Below are 20663 nucleotides of genomic sequence, written 5' to 3' on the forward strand. Positions count from 1 at the left end.
TCCCATGGAGCCCTTTCTTCTTGTATTGTTGCTTGCCCTCCTTTGTCTCGCTCTTGGTGCGGGATACCCGGTCGCGCTTGCCATACCCGGTGCAGCAATCATGTCGATTGCCGTGGCGGCCCTCGCGGGTCAGTTGCTGGCCGACGATCCCAACGCATACTTCGTACACGGGGGGACGCCCGGGGAATGGCTGTCGGCAGGTGTCACCAACCTGCGCCGAATCTACAGGTCAGACGAGAGTGACGTTTTGATCGCGATCCCGTTGTTCATCTTCATGGGGCTTATGCTGCAACGCTCGAAGATCGCAGAGGACCTGCTGCTGGCGATGTCCCAGCTTTTCAGATCGTTTCGCGGTGGATTGGGTATATCGGTGGTGCTTGTCGGCGCGCTTCTCGCCGCAACGACCAGTGTTATCGGCGCCACAGTCGTGGCCATGGGGATGATCTCACTGCCAACTATGCTCCGGACAAACTACTCGAAGCAGATGGCAACCGGTATCGTTGCTGCGACCGGCACACTCGGGCAGATCGTCCCGCCGTCGATCGTGCTGATTATCCTCAATCACCAGTTGACCACTGCCGTATACAAAGCGAACCAAGAGCGCCAGTCGCTCTACAAGGTCGCCAGCGGCGAGCTGATGATGCCGAGTGAGTTCGACGTGGCATCTGCCAGTGTCAGTGACATGTTCATGGGGGCGCTCGTCCCGGGGCTGTTGTTGGTCGGCCTGTACATTCTCTATCAGGTCGTTGTCGCCGCGATTCGCCCAGACATGGCTCCTGCATCGAATCTTCCAGGGGCTGACGCTCGCAGATTGGTGGGCAGGACATTGCTCGCCTTGTTCCCGCCACTGACCCTGATCTTACTGGTTCTGGGTTCGATCATGTCGGGAGTGGCAACAGTCAACCAGGCGGGGGCAATCGGCGCTGCTGGTGCAACGGTAATGGCCGGATATCGTCTCTGCGAGGGAGAACGGCGGGCCTATTGGCCAGTCTTGTTAGCCGCCTTGGCGACGTGCGCTATCTGGATCGTTATCAGCCTGTTTGATGTGAACCTGCGGAAAATTGAGTCTGCTCAGAACGTTTTGGGGGTAACGCTCGCGGGCATCGCCTCGGCCGTTCTGGTTTACGCAGTTGGTTGGAGCGGATGGCGTACGCTGAAGAAGGACCGGACACTGAAATACGTGGTTGAGGAAACTACGAAGACCACGGCGATGGTGTTCGCAATTTTGCTCGGCGCGGTAATGCTCACCGCGGCTTTCCGCGCATTTGGCGGCGAAGCCTTGGTGAAGGATTTCCTAGCCTCCATACCCGGTGGCTTCTGGAACAAGTTCGCCGTTGTTATGCTGGTCATATTCATACTGGGATTTTTTCTCGATTTCATCGAGATAACAGTCGTTGTCGTGCCAATCATTGCACCAATTATCCTTGCGGACCCAGCCGCCAATGTCAGCGCGCTCTGGCTCGGTGTGATGTTGGCGTTGGTGATCCAGACGTCTTTTCTGACGCCGCCGTTCGGCTTCGCGCTATTCTATCTGCGTGGTGTCACTCCTCCAAGCATCAAAACAACGGAGATCTATAAGGGGGTCATTCCATTCATCGCCCTCCAACTCGTGGCTGTTGGCCTCGTTTTCATATTTCCGGTGCTGGTTAATTACCTTCCCAACAGAAATCTGTTGCTGTCGGAATACGCTCCACCTACGACAAATCCACGGCTGCAGGTCTGTATGGAAAATTTCGTCGCACGAAAGTTCGAAAGCGACGGTGCCGAAATCCGCTCCGCCATCGAGCGGATGCGAAGAGCGGACCTTTCCACTCTCCCTGAAGAACTACGCGTCGATTTTCGAAGAGGGCTGACCGCCGCAGAGCGTGCGTTCGCGATCATGCAGAATATCAAGCAGGGTTACGTTGAGGTCGCAGAAGCGGCGGTGTTCTACCGCCCCGTTCTGTCTCGCGTGCGCGGTGTCGAAAGCGACATTCGCCGGATCGATGATGCCGTTTCGAAACTAAATATCGCGATCACGCAGAGCCAACGCGCTGAAACAGAGGAAGAACTCAACGACCTGCGAGACGATAGAGCTCGACTGAAAATCCGCCGTGAAGAACTGATGGCCCAAATCCCGACCGAATGGAGTGCGATGCATGAAGAGTTTTCATCGGTTTTGGAACGAGAAAACAACGCACGGAAAATTTTTCGACGTAGTGTCGATGACGCATATGAACCTGTAAAAACGGCCATGATTTTGTTGGCGGATACAGGACGATTAAAAAATGCCGCTCCCCAGTTCCGGGGGTTGAGTCTCCTCGTCCAATCCGGAATGGCGACGTCAACAGTTGATAACATCAATAAAGCCATAGCCTCATTGGCCGAGATATCAGGTACGAGCCAAATCCGAAGTCAATTGTATAAGGTAAAGCGGGAATTCAAGAATGAGTCGCCTGATGCAAATTGGGCGCGTGAGGGTATGGCAAAAGCTGTCGTCTTATTTGAAAAGGAAGTTACTTGGCGTGAGGGGGCAATCGATCAACTGCGCCCGCAGATCGAGGAATATGATCGAGCCATCGCCGATACGATCGGCCTGCGCGGACAAACCCGTCTGCCTGATAACATCGCCGAGGAAATTGCCGTTTGTATTTCAAACAGGCGGGATATTTCTCTTCACTTCTGAATGTCTAGGCAAGCTATCGCGCTGCGAACGACCTATCCTAAAAAGATGGACTGGCCTGATCGAGTACGACCGGATGAAGCGTGTTAAACAAGTGCGATTTTCCTCTTGAAGCTCTAGTCGCTGTAGCAATTACATAATCCGCACTATCGGGAAAACGAGGCTGGGTCATGCAAGAACACTCGAGACAAACTTACTGCTCTGACAATGCGAGCGGTCAATGCAGTCACAAGCCTGGCCGCAATGATGATGGCGTGGACAGGTGCTGCAGTACCAACCACGGTATGGTGACTTCACTGGGAGAAGTATCCGGTCGCAGTTTCTTGGTAACCGGCCTGGATTGCGCCGAGGAGGTGTCAATTCTGAAAAAGGTTGTTGGGCCTGAAGTCGGCGGGCCCGAACATCTGGCCTTCGACGTCATCAACGGGCGCATGACGGTGCTCGACACGGCCGGCGATGCCTCCGACGATCGCATTCTCGAGGCGGTTGCCGGCACGGGCATGAGCGCCCGTCCGTGGGATGCGGACAATGCCGAGGCCGACCGGGCCGCGCATCTGCTGCGGCAGGGACGGTTCACGGCGCTGAGCGGCGGCTTCTGGGCGGCGGGGTTCCTTTATCACATCGTCGAGACGGGCCTGGGTGGCGCGCTCGGGCTGTTCGCCGGCCATGGCGAGGCGCCGATGCCGCTGACCGAGGTGACGTTATTCGGCCTGGCGATCCTGTTCGGTGTCTGGCTCGTCGCGCCCAAGGCGTGGTCATCGGCCCGCAGGGTCTCGCCCGACATGAACCTCTTGATGGTAGTCGCCGTCGCCGGCGCGATCGGGCTCGGCGAGTTCTTCGAGGCGGCGACCGTGGCCTTCTTCTTCGCGCTTTCGCTCTATCTAGAAAGCTGGAGCGTGGGGCGTGCGCGCAATGCCGTCGCGGCGTTGCTCGATCTCGCCCCGCCCTCGGCGCGGGTGATCCGCGACGACGGGGTCGAAGCGGTCGTGCCGGCCGAACGGGTTGCCGTGGGCGACCGATTCGTTGTGCGTGGTGGTGATCGCGTCCCACTCGACGGCGAGGTGACGGACGGCGCGGGTGCGGTCGATCAGGCGCCGATCACGGGCGAGAGCGCGCTTGTCCCCAAGGGACCGGGCGACGAGGTTTATGCCGGCACGATCAACGGTGAGGGCACGCTGACAGTGCGGGCCACGAAGGTTGCGTCCGACACGGTGCTCGCGAAGATTGTCCGCATGGTGGGGGACGCACATTCCCGCCGCGCCGAGGTGGAGCAGTGGGTGACGCGGTTTGCCCGTGTCTACACTCCCGCCGTGATGGCGCTGGCGCTCGCAATCGCGTTGCTGCCGCCACTCATTGCGGGCGGGGCTTGGAGCTTCTGGTTCTACAACGCGCTGGTGCTTTTGGTCATCGCCTGCCCCTGCGCGCTGGTGATATCGACGCCGGTCTCCATCGTTGCGGCGCTCACCGCCTCGGCGCGGGGCGGCGTGCTGATCAAGGGTGGCGCCTATGTCGAGGCGCCGGCGCGCACCACGGCTCTAGCGCTCGACAAGACCGGTACGATCACAGAAGGCAAGCCCGAGGTGGCCGCCGTGTATCCGCTCGGAGGTACGTCGGAGGCCGATCTGCTCGCCGTCGCCGCATCGCTCGAGGCGCGCTCCTCGCACCCGCTAGCGCGCGCCGTTCTGGACCGCGCCGGTTCGCAAGTGACTGCCGCCGAGGATACCCGCACGGTGCCGGGCCGCGGCCTCGAAGGCCATTTTCGGAGCCACGCGGTCTGGCTCGGCTCCGACCGCTTCGCCGCCGAGAAGGGGGTTGCCGAAGCGATCCCCGCCGACCTGCGTGAGCGGATCGAAGCTGCGGGCGCGACCATGGTCGTCGTGGGCGACGACGGCGGAGTGCTCGGCTTGCTCGAACTGCGCGACCGCATTCGCCCCGACGCCAAGGGCATCGTGGCGCGACTGCACGCCCAAGGCGTCAAGACCATAGTCATGCTGACCGGTGACAACGAACGCACCGCACGCGCGGTCGCCGCCGAGGTCGGTATCGACGAGGTGCGCGCCGAGCTTCTGCCTGAAGACAAGGTCGAGGCGATCGAGAAGTTGGTTGCGTCGCACGAGATGGTGGCGATGGTCGGCGACGGAGTGAACGACGCCCCAGCCATGGCGCGAGCTCATTACGGCATCGCCATGGGCGCGGTCGGTTCCGATGCAGCCATCGAGACGGCGGACATCGCGCTGATGACCGACGACATCGGCAGGATTCCGTGGCTCATAGGCCATTCGCGCCGCACGATCAGCATCATCCGCCAGAATATCGGCCTCTCGCTCGCGACGAAAGCGCTTTTCGTTGGGCTGACAGCGTTCGGCATGGCCTCGATGTGGGGCGCGATCGCGGCTGATGTGGGTGTATCGCTGCTCGTCGTGGCCAATGCGCTGCGCCTTTTGAACGGCCATCAGGTCAAAGACGGCCCATCGGGCGGTGAACCGGCGGGCGAGCAGGTGGCGAAGGGCACGCTGGCGCATGGTCATTGATCCGGCGTGCTGCGGAGGCCTCATACCTGATCGATCAGCGAAATCCGGGAAAATTTTTCAACTCTCAATCGGCATTTCCTGTCCCAACGCGGCAGACATCGCTTCCGCTGAGGCGCAGGGCCCGGCTCCCGGCGGTGACAACTTCACTAATGGCGGGCCTCAGCGCGGGATCGACCCCATGAATGTCCGCGACTGCACGCCAGACTGCATGGCCGTCACGGGCCGCCAGATCGAAGAAATGTACGCCATGATCAGGAACGGAACGTCCATCAAAAAAATCTATGCGTGAAGATCAGGTAAATCGACGGCGCAGAGTAACGTTTATGGCCTCTATAGCGATGACCATAACGACAACCGCAATCGTGACGCTGGCCGCTTTTTCATACTGGAAGGATCGCACGTAGGTCTGGATATAGAAACCGATCCCACCCGCTCCGACTATGCCAAGTATCAAAGACTCGCATAGATTCAGTTCGAAACGGAAGATCGTATCCCGGGCAGCGGCCCGAGTCCGACAGCTCCCACCATGAGCATGGCCACGAGGATCAGCGGAATTGCCCTGATGAAGGCAAGTAGCGTTCGAACCGGCCGGTAGAGCGCTGGCGCTACCATCGTCTCGGACGCGAGAATGCCGAGGGGAATCGATAGAATCACCGCGCCGAGGGAACCGAGGATCGCGATTCTTAGCGTTTCCGCGCTGCCCTTCCTGATCTCTGCCATCACCGTCGGGTCAGGCGGGAACATCCGCACGAGAAAATCGGCAATCCGCGGGCCGGCCGAGACGAGACGCGACAACTCGACATCGGTGGTGACGAAGGACCAAAGGATTGCGCCAGCGACCAGGGCGCTGGTCGCGAAGCCACCAAACCCGCGGGCCCGCTTCAAGAAACCGCTCTGAGACCAAGATCAGATTGCGGTGGCCAAAGGCAGTTCGCACTAGGACGATCCCGCGCGGCCCCCGTCTCACGAATCAGGCGAATAGGCCCGACAAGACGATAGGAACCAAAGCGAACTGGAAAAACGGTGGCCAGGTCGGGACGGGCGCCCCACCCGGGCCCGAACGCAAAGGTAAGCCTTGCGGCAAGAGCGGCGGGCTTCGGTCTGGACCGGTCGGCGACCGACAGCGAGGCTCAGGACCGCGCCTGCCCGAGACGCGCTTCGAGCGGACCGGCAAGAAGAAGCGCCGCGACACCGCAGAAGATGAAGGTATCCGCGAGATTGAAGGCCGGCCAGTGCCAAGTGCTTACGTAAAAATCGAGAAAATCCGTGACCGCGCCGTGACGCAGCCGGTCGATGACGTTGCCAAGCGCGCCACCTAAGACCAACCCACAGCCCGCTGCTTCGATGCGGTTCCGGGTGCGCAGCATCACCGCCATCAGCCAGCAGCAGATCGACAGCGCGAGCGCAACCAGCAGCCATGGTGCCGTCCCGCCGAACATGCCAAAGCTCACGCCGTCGTTGCGCAGAAAGACGAGGTTGAAACCAGGGAAGACCGGCACGCCGGCCGAGAGCTTACCTGCCGAGACCACGACAAGCACCTTGCTAAGCTGGTCGACCGCCAAAGCGACGATCGCTGCAAAAAGTCCAATGCCTGTGGTTCGTCTGAAATGCCTCAAGGTCGTCACTCTCCTAGATAGGCCGCAAAGATCTCGGTCGTGCCGTCGTTCCGGATCAGGAACACGTCATAGGCTTCGGTCCTGTGACCCTGATCCATGCCCGGAGATCCGAGTGGCATCTCGGGAACGGCGAGGCCGACGGCAACGGGGCGCTCCTCCAGCAGGCGGCGGATGTCGGCGGCGGGCACATGGCCTTCGACGATGTAGCCCTCGATCTCCGCTGTATGGCAGGAGACCATGCGCTGCGGCACACCGTTGTCGACCTTAAAACGGACGAGCAGCCCGGCGAACATGTTCTCGCCTGTGGGCGCGAAGCGATTCTCCTCGAGATGCTCCATCCAAGCAAGACAGCAGCCGCAGCCGTTGGTCTTGCGGACATGGGTCGGGGTCGCATCCGCCAAGGCCTGAGTTGCGGGTGCGAAGACGAGGGTGGCGGCCAGTAGCGCTGTGAAGGGTTGCACGCGGTCAGATCCTTTCGTTCTGTGGATTTGCCGACCGGGAGGTCAACAGGTCCTGGAGGCGGGAGCGAGCCTCTTGCAGGCGGCGTTCCGCATTTTCTTCTTGCGCCGTGATCTGCGCTGCCGCGGCGAGCTGGTCGTCGGAGAGGGGATCGGTTGGGCGGCCATCCACGAGGACCTCGTAGTGGAGGTTTGGCCCGGTGGCCGTGCCGGTCGCGCCGACATTCCCGATCAAGTCGCCAGCCGCGACCCGCTGGCCTGCGGCGAAGCCCTCGGGCACCGCGCTCAGATGCGCGTAGCGCGTCACCACATTCGAACCGTGGGCGATTTCCACGGTTCGGCCGTAGCCACTAAGCCAGCCCACGTGAGTGATGCGGCCGGATGCGGTGGCGTGAACCGGAGTTGCATGTGCGGCGGCGAAATCGACGCCGGTGTGCATGCGGATATCACCGTAGATCGGGTGCCGGCGGCGCCCGAAGACCGAGCTCAGCCGCGCGCCCTCGACCGGTTGGGAGAAGACGCGCATCACTTCTCCGTCACGATAAATCGTGGCGCGGCCCGATCCGTCCTCCGGCCAGATGACCTCATAGATCACGTCGCCAAGATCGAGCGCCGCAAAGGTGATCGCGGGCTGGCCCACGATCTCGGCGCCCACGCGGGCTTCGCGCCAGAGCAGGCGCAGCGTCTCGCCCCCACCAAGGTCGCGCCGGAAGTCAACATTGCCGCCCAGCATCTGCGCTAGATCAACCGCGAAGCGTGCTGGAATATCGGCACCGTTGAGCGCGGCGAAAAGGGAGGTCTCGATGACCGCCTCTCCGACACGAGCTACGATTTCGGGCTCGGGTGTGATGACGCGAGTTGTCAGCCTCTCACCGAATACCGTTTCGACGACTATGCCGTCGTCCACTTCCAGCAGCACACGACGAGGTGCACCGTCAGGTGTGGTCACCACTGTGACGGCATGACCGGGCTGTAACCGCCGCAGATCGTATTCCGCCCCGAGGGCCAACGCCACTTCGACGCGGTCGGATGCAGCGAGCCCGGCGTCCCTGAGCATCGCATCAAGCGTCTCACCAGAAGCGATATCCCGCGACCATGTGGTCAGGTGTCGTTCGACCGACGGCGGGGGCGCACCGGACGCAAGTTCCTGAACTGCCTCGAGCGGAGCCTGATCTTGGCGCTGCCTAGACAGGCGTAGTCCGCGTGCATCGACTTGCACGGGCTGGGCAACGGAGTCTGGTGTCCCAAATGCGGTTTCGGCAAGACCGGGTGAGGCAGAATCCTGAGCAAGCGAACTGAATGCCGCGACAACTGTCACCGCAAGGCAGCCCATCAACCCCATACTTGCGAGCCGACACCGCCGCTTCATGAAGCCCCCCGAGCCGCTTCATTCATTGCACGACGGATTTTTGGCACCGCGATCTCCCTTGGTTCGTGATAGTCGATTGTGCTGACGAACCGTCCGCCCGCGTCGAACAGGAACACACTGGCCGTGTGATTCATCGTGTAATCGTCGCCCTCAGTCGGCACCCGTTCATAGCGAGCGCGGAATTCTCCCGCCACGCGGGCGATCTGTGCCTCCGACCCGGTCCAGCCTCGGACCGCGGGGTGAAAATAGCCGACATACTCCGCCATAGCCTTCACCGTATCGCGCTCCGGATCGACTGTGATGAAGACCGCATTCAGCCGCTCCGCGTCCTCGCCTAATGTGTCGAGCCAGCCGGTGATGTCGGATAGCGTAGTGGGACAAACGTCAGGGCAGTAAGTGAAACCGAAGAACACTATGGAAGCTCTTCCGATCAATGACCCCGGCCCCACCGGTTTTCCGTCGTGGTCGGTCAGACGGAAATCCATTGATTGCAGCGCCAGGGGACGCAGCCCGACAGGTTCGGGCGCGCCGGGGCCATCCACCTGCCACCAGCCTGCGAAGAGCGTCAGGCCGAGCACGCCCAGCCCCGCTGCACCGCGACCCAGAAACGCGCGACGCCGCATCAGCCCTCCGGTCCGCGCGCGCCCAGTTTCAGTATCGGCACCTCGATTATCACCTTGCCTCCGCCAGAGAAGGTGAGCGTCAAGGGGAACGACTCACCTTCGTTCATCGGCTCCTGCAACCGCATCAACATCGCGTGCAGTCCGCCGGGCGCCATCGCGACGCTCTCGCCCGGCGCGATGGTGATTTCGCCCGCCGGCGCCATGGTGCTGACGCCCTTATCGTTCGTAGTCGAGCGGTGAATCTCGGGCATCATGGCGATGGGCGTCATGATGCCGGTCAACGTCACGGCCTCGTTACCCGTGTTGCGGAGCGTCATGTAAGCGGCACCGGGGCGGCTGGTGCCGACCGAGGCGCGGGCCCACGCGCCTTCGACCACGACGTCTTCCGACCCGGCAAGTGCGGGCCAGGGACCTGCGAGCGCGACGTTGAGAGCCGCGAGCGCAGCTAAAATCATTCGGTTCAACTCATACCCTCCGCATTAATCCCTTCATCGATCACGACCCGGCCCCCGCCACCTCTTCGGCCACCCGTGTCCGCAATTCCGTCTCGCCGAACGGGTCGAGGAGCCGACCGTTGACGAAGAATGTCGGCGTCCCGCGTATTCCCATGGTTTCGACGTCGGCGCGGTCCTGGTTAAGTATCGCCACGACATCAGGTGCGAGCATCTGCGTTCGCGCGACCTCGGCATCGAGCCCTGCGCTACCGGCGATCTGAAGAATCCGCCCCGGTTCCGACGCACCATGTGACGCCCATCGCGACTGTTCGCGTAGAACGGCCTCGAGCACCGGTTCGTACACATCCTGCATACGCGCGGCCTCCAGAACCTTGATCGCCTCCTCGGAGGCCGCCCCATGGAACGGCGTGTAGCGGAGCACGACTCGCACCGCGTCACCATGCTCGGCCATGATGTCCTTGATCACTGGGTGGAAAGCGCGACACGCTTCGCAGGCCGGGTCGAAAAACTCCACGATGGTCACAGGAGCCTCCTTCGGTCCGAGGACCGGCGAATAGCCACGCACCAAAGCCTCCGCATATTCCGGTGCAGCCGATGCCGTCGTGGTCTCCGGCCCAGGTCGGGTCATATACCAGGCCGCGACGGCGAAGACCGCAAGGCCAAAAGTGAGAACGGAGAGGATGAGCGGTTTGCGGGTCATGAACGGATTTCCTTCAGAGATGCAGCAGATAAGGCCCCGACGAGCGCAAAGGCGATGACTGACAGAAGCGGAATCGGCACGCCGAAAATAAGCTGGTTGACGTCTGTACAGGAGGGGCCAGTAGCGGTGCAGGGCTGGATCGGTTCGGGGATGACCCCGACGTAAAGCCCTAAATGCCAGAGAGCGACAGCGCCGCCGCCGAAGCTCAGCACCACCCCGTAACGTCCCGCCCGCCGGTCCTGCCACCACAGGCCGAGCCCGAGAACGATGGCCAGCGGAAACATGAAGGTGCGTTGATACCAGCACAGAATGCAAGGCGCCTGGCCTAATACCTCACCGATGAAAAGCACCGAAAGCGACGAGGCCAGCGCGGCAACCCATGCGGCGGCCAGCGCCATTTCTCCTGAAAGCCGGCCCATCATTCCGCAATCCGCTCTCTCAGATCGGTTAGAATCTCCTCGGCGGGCGTGCCGTATTGCCAAGAGGCTGCGTAGCCGCCCGACTGGTCGAACAGGAAAAGCTGCGAGGAGTGACCCATCGTATATCCGTCTGGCGCCGCAGCCTCCTCTATTTTGTCGTAGTAGATGTGGAAGCTGTCCGCGGTTTGCCCGATTTGCTCCGGTGTGCCGGTTAGACCGATGATGCCTGCGTCGAAGCGTGGCACGAAATCCGCCAACGCCTCGGGCGTGTCGCGCTCGGGATCGATTGTGATGAAGAGCGGTTGGATCCGGGATGCGTTTTCGCCTAACCCGTCCATCACCGCAGCAATTTCTGCCAACGTCATCGGGCAGATGTCGGGACAGTTCGTAAAGCCGAAGAACACCAGCAGCCATTGGCCGGCGAAATCATCGTCGGTCCGGACTGTGCCCTGATGATCGGTCAGCTCGAAATCGGCCCCGAAAGCGGGCTCTTGTACCTGCCGCGTGGAATAGCCGCGGTAGTCGACCCATAGCGAGAGTGATCCGGATGCGATGACTCCTGCGCCTGCCAGCGTCCAAAGGACCTTCTGTAACTGGGTAAGTTTCAAAGCTTGTGCCTGAATGTGATCGTGTTTAATGGAGCGCTTACATGCTATAGCGACTGTAGGTTCAAGCTAATTTTTCACTTTTTTAAAGCTCTTTCTCACAACCGGCGGCCTTGATGCGAAAGGCCGGCATTCCGGGAGAAGCATCGTCCAGCCTTCAGGAGGGGGCCTCGGTTGCAAGGGTCTTGGCCCGAAAACAGGGAGTCCCGGAACAAGGCGAGCGGACGCGAGTTTAGCCTTTGCAGAGAGGGAGCGACGTCCTTTCTCCGCACTGAGCGGCAGCAAGATTTAAGGCAAACGCCCCCAAGAGAAAAAGACCTTAGATCCGGAGATCCATCGTGGGATGCACCAATCAAGGTCTGCTTTCAGGGCAAGATAGGCTTATCCGTTGAACAGCCGAGTTAAGCTAATATCTGACATTTAGGAATGATTCTTGATGCGATCTATTCGCCAAGAACTCGTCGACGTTCCTCAAACTCTTCCGTGTCGATTTCACCCTTGGCGAAACGCTCTTTAAGGATTTCGAGGGGCGTTCTAACGGCTGCGTGCGCGTGATGAGCGGCGCCATGGCCGGTTCCACCGAGCCAGCGCACCATAAAAACGACCACGGCCACGGCGACGGCGATGAATACGATCATCATGATAGGCCCTAAAAACCATCCGTGCCAACCGCCCGACCACATGTGCGGACCGTAATTGGGAATTTGCGCTTGTTGGGCAAGGGCCAGTGGTGACGTTGCCAGCCCCGCCACCACGCCAACCATTGCGAATGTGTATTTTAGCATGACTAAACCCACTTGAGTTCACGGAGGCAATGCAAGCAATCCGTTTCGACTATTGAACCGCCTGCATGCGCCCCGTGTGACGGTCGACGTCGATCTTCCGAACCAACGAGCCGTCCTTGGTCACGATTTCGGCAACGATGGTATCGGCGTCTTTTTCCGTAATCTTTCCGACTTTCAGGTTCGGGTTCCCAGCCCAGGCGACACGATGCTCCATCATGTGCTTGACCTCGTCGGTGGTCAGGTCGCGCCGCAAAGGCTGCATCTGCCCGTAACCGGATCCACCCATCATCGGCATCTGACCCATCATGCCACGGTCCATCATCGGCATTTGACCCATCATGCCACGGTCCATCATCGGCATCTGTCCTTGGCCGCTGCCCTGAGAGTCGGGACCGTGCGCGATAGCCGTCGCGGCCACCGATACGATAAAAACCCCTGCCAATGCCAATTCGGGTAACTTCACTGTCAGTCTCATGGCGTCGTCCTTTCATGGATGCTGTGCAAAAAAAGATCACCGCTTTCATGGAACTTAGGTCAGTTGTCGAATGCGTACATTGATTTGGGTCAAGGTCTTGGAGGATAGTGTCCCAAGATGTGATGTATGAGACATCCTGGCGCCAATCTCCTGCGGTTGTCGTTGCCAGTTTTTTTCCGCCTTCAGATGAAGCAGTTGAATGTCTTCAGGTTTGCACAGCCCCTCGACGGTTTTCAGTGTCATGCATCGGCGTGTGACGGCCTATTCGACACTGCAGGATGAGAAGCTGCCGGAAATCCTTAAGCGGCGAATAACGGTAGTTCGACTGGCGAAACATAGGGTTTTCGCTGTTTAATGCGCGAAATTACGGCCCCGCGCTGATCCGCGCCGCCGGCTTTCTGCCAATGACTTACCAATGGTGCGCATTCGCCGTCCGCCATCGTGAGCACATAAGCACTTCCCAGACGCCTCCGTGCGGATAGGCGCCGGCGTAAAACACAAGCGGCGGTACGGTATGCTTCATCCAGATTACGAGCTATAGAAACAACATCCCGCAGTTTGGATCCGTGTCGGCCAAATCGTGACGTCACTGTAATGACGCCAAATAGATCACGATCGATCTCAATCTCGTAAACCCGATTGCGGTTTCGCTCGGAATCAATGAGGCGCAGACGAAGGTAAACAAGTGAAAGCATAATCAAATTTTATCATGCCAAGAACAAAACATGAATCAGCTAATTTGGTTTTTTTGCTTCTGATTGTTTTCGCAATCTATCGGGCTGATTTCTTAAGGTCGATAAAAAGCAACGGTTGGCCGTTCCGTGGAATAGTGATTGTCGCTCTGGTGCGTCTGGCGGAAATGGCGGTCGACCGGCCAGATCTGGTCTGGTGCGCCTACATCACTTTCCTCCACTTTCGGCGCGGCTTCCTCTCTCTGGTCGGGGTCATGAATTGGGCTACCCGCCGCATCTTGGCCTGGCGGAGGCCGAACCACCATGCATGCCAGCTTCTGCGTTAAAGCCTTGGATGAAGCCCTCGCCAAACGCGACGCGCCTGAGATTATGAACAGGGATCAGGGCAGCCAGTTCACGAGTGCCGATTGGATCACGACGCTCACCAAGTTTCAGGACGGTTTCCAAGCGCGACAGGTCATCGAAGACTGGATCAAGTTCTACAACACCAAGCGGCCTCGCTCCGCGCTTGAACACAGAACACCCGGGGAAGCAAATTGGGGCGGCAAACCCGAAACGCAGGCAAGATTAAACCTAAACCGGATACACCCTGAACTTTGGCGACTTGTCCAGGTTCCCGAGCCCATTTCATTTGCGGCACAACTGATTGTGCACCGCTTCTTCACATTGGCTCGGAGAATGGCTAAAGGTCCGTGCTATAGTACGGAGTCAAGTATCCGTATTTGAATGCGGCAGCTACCCGATGCGGCCGAGGGCCGGAAAAGCATCGAGGAGCCAATAGGACAGCACCGAAAGCTGCCCTGTCATCATGGCTATCCCCATCGCGACCATGACCAGTCCCGCCACTTGATGCAGCCGCCGACCAATCTGGCCAATGGTGCGCAACCGCCGTGTCAGACGATCTGTAAAGCCGGCAGCAAGGAGGAACGGGATACCCAATCCGGCAGAATAGATGGCAAGCAGGGCGACGCCTTCCGGGACGGTAGCCGATGCGGCGCTGGCTGTCAGGATGGCACCGAGGATGGGCCCGATGCAGGGAGTCCAACCAAAGCCGAAGGCGAGGCCGAGGACATAAGCAGAAAGAGGCCTTCCACCCGGAACGGACAGGTGGAAACGGATATCTCGTTGCATCATTGTGATCTTTGCCATGCCAATCATGAACAGACCGAACAAGATTACGATAGCACCGCCCACAAAGTTGAGTTCATACCGGTAACTCAGCAGCACCTGGCCGATCGCGGTCGCGCTTGCGCCTAGCACCATGAATATTGTGGAAAACCCGACGACGAAGTAAAGGCCCATCCTAACAGCTTGTCGTCGACGATCCGACGGCTCGATATCCATCGAACTCGCCGTATGCCCGGCGACATAGGAGATATAGCCGGGCACCAACGGCAGCACACAGGGCGAGACAAAGGAAACTGCGCCGGCAAGAAACGCAGCTATCAGTCCGATCCCGGACAGTTCAAACATTGACGGTCCCCTGACTTCGGCGGACGGTCGGGAGCACCCTTGCAAGACTGAAACCGGTGAGAGGGACAACAATCCATTGCAGCACCGGGCTGAGCCCGGCACCGAGAACCGGGATCACCGGCATCAGGTCGCGATAGGCCCAGGCTTCCCGTATTTCGATGTTCAACCACTCACTGAAAATCGTATAAACGAGTCCGAAGACGACCGCGCCCGCAACGACAGGAATTCTGCGTTCCGCGGGCCATGCTCCCTTACCGAAAAGGAACAGGGACAGCATGACTGCGCTGAGCGCGATCAGGATGTCTCCGCCAGTGCAGTGGACCGCAGCGAACACAAGCTCACCCGTCGTTCCAGTTAGCCAGATCGTGTAGAGCGGCAGATGTGCGAACTCCCAGATCAGATGCGCGACTGCGGTGAAAGCGAAATACCGGCGCAACGCGGCTAGCCAGTCACGCCCCGCCACCATCTCTGTCTCCGACCGCGCTGTCACCGGAACGCTCCGAGCAACCGGTCCAGCAGCCCGGGTTCGGGCGGTCGCGCGTTCGTCAAGCCGTTGATGTACAGCACTGTGTTGATACGCCCGAAGCCCGGCCCATGAAAGATGCCCGCATGTCGCCCGCCTTGGTCGAGTATATGGACCATGGGCGCATCCGTCCCGTGCGCGGAGAGTGCGGCGAATGCCCTGGCGGTCTCCGCCACCGTGCCATCGGTGGGCGTCGCACGACGCCAGTTTCCGGCTTGCCAACCCGGATCATCCGCCGCCTCTCTGCCCATTGTCACGAACAGGACCATGTCGCGCATCGGTGTGATGTTAACCGCTTCCTGAACCCCCTGCAAAAGTGCCTGTTGATTGGCGCAGGGCGCACCGCAGCCCTCCGGTGCAAAGCTGAGCACGACGATACGGTTAGCGAAATCCACCAGATTGAGGCTGGCGCCCTCGGCTCCGGTCAGCGCCAGCGGCGGCAGGCGGCGTAGGTCGGTTGGCTCGAAGCCCGGCTCCTTCTTGGCCATCACTTCGTCGAGTCGTTCGCCAGGATGATGCGCGTCAACCGGTGCGATGCCCGCAATCAGCAACGCGGCGACAAGTGTGAGGAGCCTCATCAATTTGCCTCCGGCGCTGTGAATGCGACGCCGAGGATCGGCACCTCGACGGTAATGTCACCTGCGTGCTCGAAGCTGAGGGTCAGCGGAAACTGTCCGCCTTCCTCGAGTTTGGCCGTGAGCCCCATCAGCATCAGATGCATGCCGCCGGGTGCGAACCGCACCGTCTGCCCCGCCCGAAGGTCGAGTGCATCGAGATGGATCATGCGCGTTATGGCGTTGGTCTCCGTCTCGGAGGCGTGCATCATTACCTGACCGGCTGCCGGTGTTGTGGCCGACAAAAGCCGGTCGTCCATGTCGCTGACGAGGGTCAGGTAGGCGGCTCCCGGGCGGGAAGCGAGAATGCTGGCACGCGCCCAGGGGTCGGTCACGACCACCTCCGCCAATACTGCTATGGGGAATACGGCAAGAGAGGCCGCTGCAAGAAAAAGCTTCATTCGGCTCTGTCGTCCTTCTTGATGCGCACGGAAATCTCTTCGGCGAGTTTCTTCGGCGGCTGATCACCCTCCCGGAAGATGGTTTCAAATCGGCCATCGGGACGCATCAGGTAGATATATCCGGAATGCGCCATGAGATAGCCGTCTGGCGCGGCGGCATCCTCGGCCCGCTCGTACCAGACCAGGAAGTTGGCAGCAGCCTCGGCGGTTTGTGCTTCTGTTCCAGTCAGGCCGATCAGACGGGGGTGGAACGCCGCAACATAGTCAGCCATCACGTCGACCGTATCGCGTGCCGGATCCACGGTAACGAATATCGGCGCGACGCGGTCTGCCTCCGGTCCCAGCCAATCCATGATGCTGGCCATATAGGCAAGTGTCGTCGGACAAATGTCAGGGCAGAAAGTGAAGCCAAAGAAGACCAGTTGCCAGCGCCCGGCATAGGCGTCTGCCGTCACCGTGCGACCGGTATGTTCGGTCAGCGTATAAGCGTTCAGGATCGCGGCCTCGCCCGTTACACGCGGCGCCGGGAGATCGGAAGGGGTCTGGGCGCGCCAGAGAGCCGCGCCGCCGAAAGCCAGAACGGATATAGCAACGGCAGCCCAGAGCAGGCGCCGGATACGTCGCAAGACATCTGAGTTGGACGTGGTGTGCATCGAATCGTGTCCTTCAGGGTGGTCGCCCGGGCGGCGGCGCAGCCCGGGCGTCTTGATGTCAGCCGCCCTCGGGCGCTGTGGTCGTGTCCTGATCGGCCGGGGGCGTCGCACTGTCGGGATGGGCGGGTTGATGATGCGCCATCTGCTGCATCATGTCGGTGCAGGCCTCCATCATCGGACCCATGGCCTGCATCATCTGCATCATGCCCTGCATATCGCCGCCCATCATGCCCTGCATCGGCTCCTTGGGCATGTCGGGGCCATTGGCCTGCGCCAGAGCCGCAGAGGTGGTGAGCCCGAGGCCAAGAACGGCGGCTAATGCGTGTTTCTGAATCGTTTTCATTGGATTGCTCCTTTTGGTGGGGCGAGGATCACTCTCTCGCAGTTTCCGGACCAGCGTCCGAATTCTTTTGGGTGGCGCAGGATTTCGAGCCGCCCATCATGCAGAGACCCAATCCGCACATGGCGGCGCAGGGGGCGACGGCAAGGATCAGGGGGGCAGCGCCGATCGCGGCCACCCAGCCCCAATTGAGCCACAAGCCTGCTCCTATCAGCGCCATAGCGCTGAGGATGAGGCCGCGGCGTCCGAATGGAATCGAGAAACCCCTCGGTCGGATGGTGTCCTGGTCATAAGATATGTTAGGCATGATCATCTGTTCCTTTCAGCGATGATGGTCTGGAATTGTGCGATCGCCTCTGCGCTGTCCCATTCGGCGGGACCCATCAGGCGACCGCGTTCGAGCCCCTGCCGGTCGATTAGCAGAGTCGTGGGCAGGCCAATGACGGCAAGGGCGCGCATCGCGCGTATGTCTTCGGCGAGGTACTGGCCCAAATGTAGGATGCCAATCTCGTTGTAAAAGCGCAGCACCGGCCCAAGCCCCGCACGGTCAATGGAGAGGGGAAGGACGTGGAAATCGTCACCGCCAAGCTTCGCCTGCAGACGGTCAAGTGTCGGCATCTCCTCGCGGCAGGGCGCGCACCAAGTGGCCCAAACGTTCAATAAAACAACGCGGCCCCGAAAATCCGCCAGCGTCAGGTCCCGCCCGTCGCCATCCACGAAGGGCATCGAGAGCATCTCGCGCGGGGTCTCGTGCAACGGCATCAATGGTCGTGCGGCGGCGGGCGTGGCGGCAAATGCCAGCGCACCGGCAAGCAGGTCACGCCGCCTCATAATCCGTCCTCGGCCTGCAACCGGCGGACGACGGGCAAGATCTCGTCCTCCAGCGCGCGGCGGTCAAAGGCGCCAACATGCTTATAGGCGATACGTCCTTCGCCATCGATAACGAAGGTCTCGGGCAGGCCGTAAACACCCCAGTCGATGGAGACGCGCCCGTTCCGGTCGGCGCCGGTCCGGGTATAGGGGGCGCCGAGCTCCGCGAGAAATCCGAGCGCCGCGTCGGGAGCGTCCTTGTAATTGATCCCGTGGATCGGAACAGTCCCGGTCTGGGCCAGTTCGACTAGGAGGGGCATCTCCACGCGACAGGGCACGCACCAGGAAGCCCAGACGTTCACGATGGAGACCTGGCCGCGCAGGTCCTCCGACGAAAGACCGTTGTCGCGCCCTTCGATCGGCGGCAGGGCGAAATCTGGCACTGATCGCCCGATCAGCGTCGAGGGCAGCCGGTCGTCCTTGTTCCAGAGCCCCCAGTATAAGGCGGCGAAGAGCAGCGCAGCGATGGCGAGGGGGATTATCGCGAGCAACCTTCCGCCCACAGGGCGAGCGACATGACGGGCTCCGTCGCTCATGACCCGCCCTCGTCATTCGCCGTCACTTCGGCCTGGAATCCGCGCTCGCGCTCGGGCCAGGTGCTCTTGATGAAGGCTAGGACTGCGACGATTTCGTCATCGGAAAGGATGCCCTCGAAGGCGGGCATGTCGCTCTCGTAGCCAGGCACGATGGCGCTCACACCGAGCTTGGTTATGGTGAACAACTGGCGGTCGGCATGGTGCCAGGTATGGCCGTTCGCATCGTGCGGAGGCGCGGGCATACGACCATTCTCGTTCCGCCTGCGCCAGTCGGGCTGGCCTTCCAGGTTTGCCCCGTGGCAGGAGGCGCAATTGGCGGCGTAATCCTCCTGCCCAAGCACTAACTGCGCCGCGGTGACCGTCTTGCCGAGGAAAGTCAGGCTCTCGACGTCCGTCGCTTGTTGAGCCGCCGCGTTCCAGCCTGCCGCACCGATCGCCGCCACAACAGCGACGGCCGCTGCGATGGGAGCCCGGCGCGTCATTCGGGCCTCCGCAGATATCTGATCAGCGCTGCCGTCGCGAGGACCAGCACCACGATCAGCAGCAACAGGACGAGTCCGCCACCCAGCATCATGCCCATCATGGACCCGCTCATCATCTGGCTCATACAGTCGCCCATCAGCCTGCCTCCCAGTTATCATCGCGCCATGCAGCCAACCCGGCGAGGTAGTGTAAGAATTCAGCGCCCGAGCCTGTCTCCGGGGTGAGTGTGATGTCATTCATCGGCATAGACCGTCACTCCTTTGGGTCCGAATGAGTAAGTGCGTAGCGTGCCGGTCTTCTCAGGCGCCATCCCCGGTGCGTTGGCGGGCATGCCGGGCAGCGTAATGCCAGTGATTTCGGGACGTTCCTCAAGCAGCCGCTCGATGAGCTCGGCGGGAACCAGACCGCTGACGACATAGCCGTCGATCTTGGCAAGGTGGCAGCCCACCCCCTGCTTGGGGACGCCCGCGGCGACAGAGCGGGCCACGAAGTCATGATCATCGATCACGGTGACCTCGAAGCCTTCCGCCCGCAGGTATTCGGCATAAGCGTCGCAGCAGCCGCAGCTGGGACTGCGCCAAATGGTCACGGGCTCGGCTGCGAGCGCCGGGGTTCCTAAAGCCAGGAAAATGGCCAGGGCGAGACGTTTCATGTGATGTCCTTTCACGTGGTCGGGAGCGCAGCCCATGAGGCCCCGCTGTCATGACTGAGGATCACCTCGTCTGCGGTGATGGCGGCGATCCGGGATGGCTCGGTCGGGTGAGCGGCGAGCGCGGGCGCGACGTGGCCCGATCTATGCGCCCAGTTCACCCCGCCATCGGAGGACGCCCAAAGTCCCGAGGGCAGCGCCGCAGCGAGCCGTTCTGGGGCAGCCATTGCCGAGGTCAGAGCCAATACGGGCTCGCCCTCGGGCAGCGGAGTCTCTGGCGCGGGCGGCGTTCCCGCGACCAGCGCGTCCATCGCGTTCCCCGCCACCACGTCCTGCCAACGGCAGAAGCAGTCGGGAACGCGGGTCAAGCCGCGCTCGGTGCCGGCGTAGATCCAGATGCCGCCCATGCCTGAGGCGAGATTGACAGAGGCGATCGTCAGCACCTCGCGCTCAGCATCGGCGATCCAGGGACGGTCCATCACGAAGGACCAGTTTTCCCCCGCGTCTTCGCTGCGCCATAGCCCGTCGCCCGCGACGGCGGCATAGACCGTGTCCGGAGCGCCCGCCGCGGTGGCAACCGCCGTCACCTGCGGCATCGGCAGGCCTCCCGATGCCGGGTGCCATGTCCGGCCGCCATCGTCTGACCGATCGAGACCGCCGCCCTCCAGCGCCGCGAAGAGCCGCCCGGTCCGCGCGGGGTGACAAGCAAGCGCCCGGATATGGGCGCGTGG

The 20663-nt window shown here is 61.1% G+C and carries 27 protein-coding genes; 4 read left to right on the top strand and 23 right to left on the bottom strand.

Going from position 1 to position 20663, the window contains the following annotated elements:
• Positions 1 to 4: 4 nt before the first annotated feature.
• From AAC126_RS01045 to AAC126_RS01055, 3 genes are all read left to right on the top strand, one after another.
• The gene (locus tag AAC126_RS01045) at positions 5 to 2665 is read left to right on the top strand and encodes a TRAP transporter large permease subunit (RefSeq protein ID WP_339849022.1); all 2661 of its coding nucleotides are present in this window, start codon (positions 5 to 7) and stop codon (positions 2663 to 2665) included.
• 320 nt (positions 2666 to 2985) lie between these two features.
• A complete protein-coding gene (locus tag AAC126_RS01050; protein ID WP_339849024.1) occupies positions 2986 to 5193 on the top strand; it encodes a cation-translocating P-type ATPase in 2208 nt (735 codons plus the stop codon).
• Positions 5183 to 5482: a hypothetical protein gene (locus tag AAC126_RS01055; RefSeq protein WP_339849025.1), complete on the top strand. Its 300-nt coding sequence runs from the start codon at positions 5183 to 5185 to the stop codon at positions 5480 to 5482. The genes AAC126_RS01050 and AAC126_RS01055 overlap by 11 nt, the downstream gene beginning before the upstream one ends.
• Positions 5483 to 5661: 179 nt before the next feature.
• Here AAC126_RS01055 and AAC126_RS01060 read toward each other — a convergent pair whose 3' ends face one another.
• The 11 genes from AAC126_RS01060 to AAC126_RS01110 form a co-directional block, all read right to left on the bottom strand.
• Complete coding sequence (locus AAC126_RS01060) at positions 5662 to 6078, bottom strand: hypothetical protein (protein WP_339849026.1); 417 nt, start codon at positions 6076 to 6078, stop codon at positions 5662 to 5664.
• 245 nt (positions 6079 to 6323) lie between these two features.
• The gene (gene lspA, locus AAC126_RS01065) at positions 6324 to 6809 is read right to left on the bottom strand and encodes a signal peptidase II (protein WP_339849028.1); all 486 of its coding nucleotides are present in this window, start codon (positions 6807 to 6809) and stop codon (positions 6324 to 6326) included.
• A 5-nt stretch (positions 6810 to 6814) separates the two neighbouring features.
• Positions 6815 to 7270, bottom strand: coding sequence for a DUF411 domain-containing protein (locus AAC126_RS01070; protein WP_339849030.1), 456 nt, complete (start codon positions 7268 to 7270; stop codon positions 6815 to 6817).
• Between the two features lie 4 nt (positions 7271 to 7274).
• The gene (locus tag AAC126_RS01075; RefSeq protein WP_339849032.1) at positions 7275 to 8609 is read right to left on the bottom strand and encodes a M23 family metallopeptidase; all 1335 of its coding nucleotides are present in this window, start codon (positions 8607 to 8609) and stop codon (positions 7275 to 7277) included.
• Positions 8610 to 8632: 23 nt separating this feature from the next.
• The gene (locus AAC126_RS01080) at positions 8633 to 9259 is read right to left on the bottom strand and encodes an SCO family protein (RefSeq protein WP_339849035.1); all 627 of its coding nucleotides are present in this window, start codon (positions 9257 to 9259) and stop codon (positions 8633 to 8635) included.
• Positions 9259 to 9714, bottom strand: a complete 456-nt coding sequence (locus tag AAC126_RS01085) for a copper chaperone PCu(A)C (protein ID WP_339849109.1) — start codon at positions 9712 to 9714, stop codon at positions 9259 to 9261. Before AAC126_RS01085 ends, AAC126_RS01080 begins: the two co-directional genes overlap by 1 nt.
• Before the next feature lie 40 nt (positions 9715 to 9754).
• Positions 9755 to 10414, bottom strand: a complete 660-nt coding sequence (locus AAC126_RS01090) for a thioredoxin domain-containing protein (protein WP_339849038.1) — start codon at positions 10412 to 10414, stop codon at positions 9755 to 9757.
• Positions 10411 to 10833 (bottom strand): disulfide bond formation protein B, encoded by a 423-nt coding sequence (locus AAC126_RS01095; protein WP_339849111.1) that lies wholly within the window; start codon positions 10831 to 10833, stop codon positions 10411 to 10413. Before AAC126_RS01095 ends, AAC126_RS01090 begins: the two co-directional genes overlap by 4 nt.
• Entirely contained in the window at positions 10833 to 11441 is a 609-nt protein-coding gene (locus AAC126_RS01100; protein WP_339849041.1) for an SCO family protein, read from the bottom strand. Before AAC126_RS01100 ends, AAC126_RS01095 begins: the two co-directional genes overlap by 1 nt.
• 440 nt (positions 11442 to 11881) lie before the next feature.
• Positions 11882 to 12223: an SHOCT domain-containing protein gene (locus AAC126_RS01105; RefSeq protein ID WP_205620558.1), complete on the bottom strand. Its 342-nt coding sequence runs from the start codon at positions 12221 to 12223 to the stop codon at positions 11882 to 11884.
• A 49-nt stretch (positions 12224 to 12272) separates the two neighbouring features.
• Positions 12273 to 12698, bottom strand: coding sequence for a hypothetical protein (locus AAC126_RS01110; RefSeq protein WP_339849047.1), 426 nt, complete (start codon positions 12696 to 12698; stop codon positions 12273 to 12275).
• 995 nt (positions 12699 to 13693) lie between these two features.
• On the opposite strand from AAC126_RS01110, the gene AAC126_RS01115 reads away from it, so the two are divergent.
• Complete coding sequence (locus AAC126_RS01115; protein WP_339849050.1) at positions 13694 to 14116, top strand: integrase core domain-containing protein; 423 nt, start codon at positions 13694 to 13696, stop codon at positions 14114 to 14116.
• A gap of 9 nt (positions 14117 to 14125) precedes the next feature.
• Here the strand turns inward: AAC126_RS01115 and AAC126_RS01120 are convergent, their stop codons facing one another.
• The 12 genes from AAC126_RS01120 to AAC126_RS01175 form a co-directional block, all read right to left on the bottom strand.
• Positions 14126 to 14863: a cytochrome c biogenesis protein CcdA gene (locus AAC126_RS01120; protein ID WP_339849053.1), complete on the bottom strand. Its 738-nt coding sequence runs from the start codon at positions 14861 to 14863 to the stop codon at positions 14126 to 14128.
• A complete protein-coding gene (locus AAC126_RS01125; protein WP_205620551.1) occupies positions 14856 to 15353 on the bottom strand; it encodes a hypothetical protein in 498 nt (165 codons plus the stop codon). The genes AAC126_RS01120 and AAC126_RS01125 overlap by 8 nt, the downstream gene beginning before the upstream one ends.
• Complete coding sequence (locus AAC126_RS01130) at positions 15350 to 15964, bottom strand: hypothetical protein (protein ID WP_339849055.1); 615 nt, start codon at positions 15962 to 15964, stop codon at positions 15350 to 15352. The genes AAC126_RS01125 and AAC126_RS01130 overlap by 4 nt, the downstream gene beginning before the upstream one ends.
• Positions 15964 to 16401 (bottom strand): copper chaperone PCu(A)C, encoded by a 438-nt coding sequence (locus AAC126_RS01135; RefSeq protein WP_339849058.1) that lies wholly within the window; start codon positions 16399 to 16401, stop codon positions 15964 to 15966. Before AAC126_RS01135 ends, AAC126_RS01130 begins: the two co-directional genes overlap by 1 nt.
• Positions 16398 to 17054: an SCO family protein gene (locus AAC126_RS01140; protein WP_339849060.1), complete on the bottom strand. Its 657-nt coding sequence runs from the start codon at positions 17052 to 17054 to the stop codon at positions 16398 to 16400. Before AAC126_RS01140 ends, AAC126_RS01135 begins: the two co-directional genes overlap by 4 nt.
• 58 nt (positions 17055 to 17112) lie before the next feature.
• On the bottom strand, positions 17113 to 17397 hold the full coding sequence (locus AAC126_RS01145) for a hypothetical protein (protein WP_036552883.1): 285 nt from the start codon (positions 17395 to 17397) through the stop codon (positions 17113 to 17115).
• 306 nt (positions 17398 to 17703) lie between these two features.
• Positions 17704 to 18225: a TlpA disulfide reductase family protein gene (locus AAC126_RS01150; RefSeq protein WP_339849063.1), complete on the bottom strand. Its 522-nt coding sequence runs from the start codon at positions 18223 to 18225 to the stop codon at positions 17704 to 17706.
• Positions 18222 to 18800 (bottom strand): DsbE family thiol:disulfide interchange protein, encoded by a 579-nt coding sequence (locus AAC126_RS01155; protein WP_339849065.1) that lies wholly within the window; start codon positions 18798 to 18800, stop codon positions 18222 to 18224. The genes AAC126_RS01150 and AAC126_RS01155 overlap by 4 nt, the downstream gene beginning before the upstream one ends.
• Positions 18797 to 19282, bottom strand: a complete 486-nt coding sequence (locus AAC126_RS01160; protein WP_028464230.1) for a cytochrome c — start codon at positions 19280 to 19282, stop codon at positions 18797 to 18799. The genes AAC126_RS01155 and AAC126_RS01160 overlap by 4 nt, the downstream gene beginning before the upstream one ends.
• Entirely contained in the window at positions 19279 to 19419 is a 141-nt protein-coding gene (locus AAC126_RS01165) for a hypothetical protein (protein WP_156901123.1), read from the bottom strand. The genes AAC126_RS01160 and AAC126_RS01165 overlap by 4 nt, the downstream gene beginning before the upstream one ends.
• A gap of 96 nt (positions 19420 to 19515) precedes the next feature.
• Positions 19516 to 19935: a DUF411 domain-containing protein gene (locus AAC126_RS01170; RefSeq protein WP_339849078.1), complete on the bottom strand. Its 420-nt coding sequence runs from the start codon at positions 19933 to 19935 to the stop codon at positions 19516 to 19518.
• Between the two features lie 11 nt (positions 19936 to 19946).
• Entirely contained in the window at positions 19947 to 20528 is a 582-nt protein-coding gene (locus AAC126_RS01175) for a hypothetical protein (RefSeq protein ID WP_339849080.1), read from the bottom strand.
• Positions 20529 to 20663 lie beyond the last annotated feature (135 nt).

Origin of the sequence: uncultured Nisaea sp., from assembly GCF_963974195.1 — a bacterium.
In the GTDB taxonomy this organism is placed as follows: domain Bacteria; phylum Pseudomonadota; class Alphaproteobacteria; order Thalassobaculales; family Thalassobaculaceae; genus Nisaea.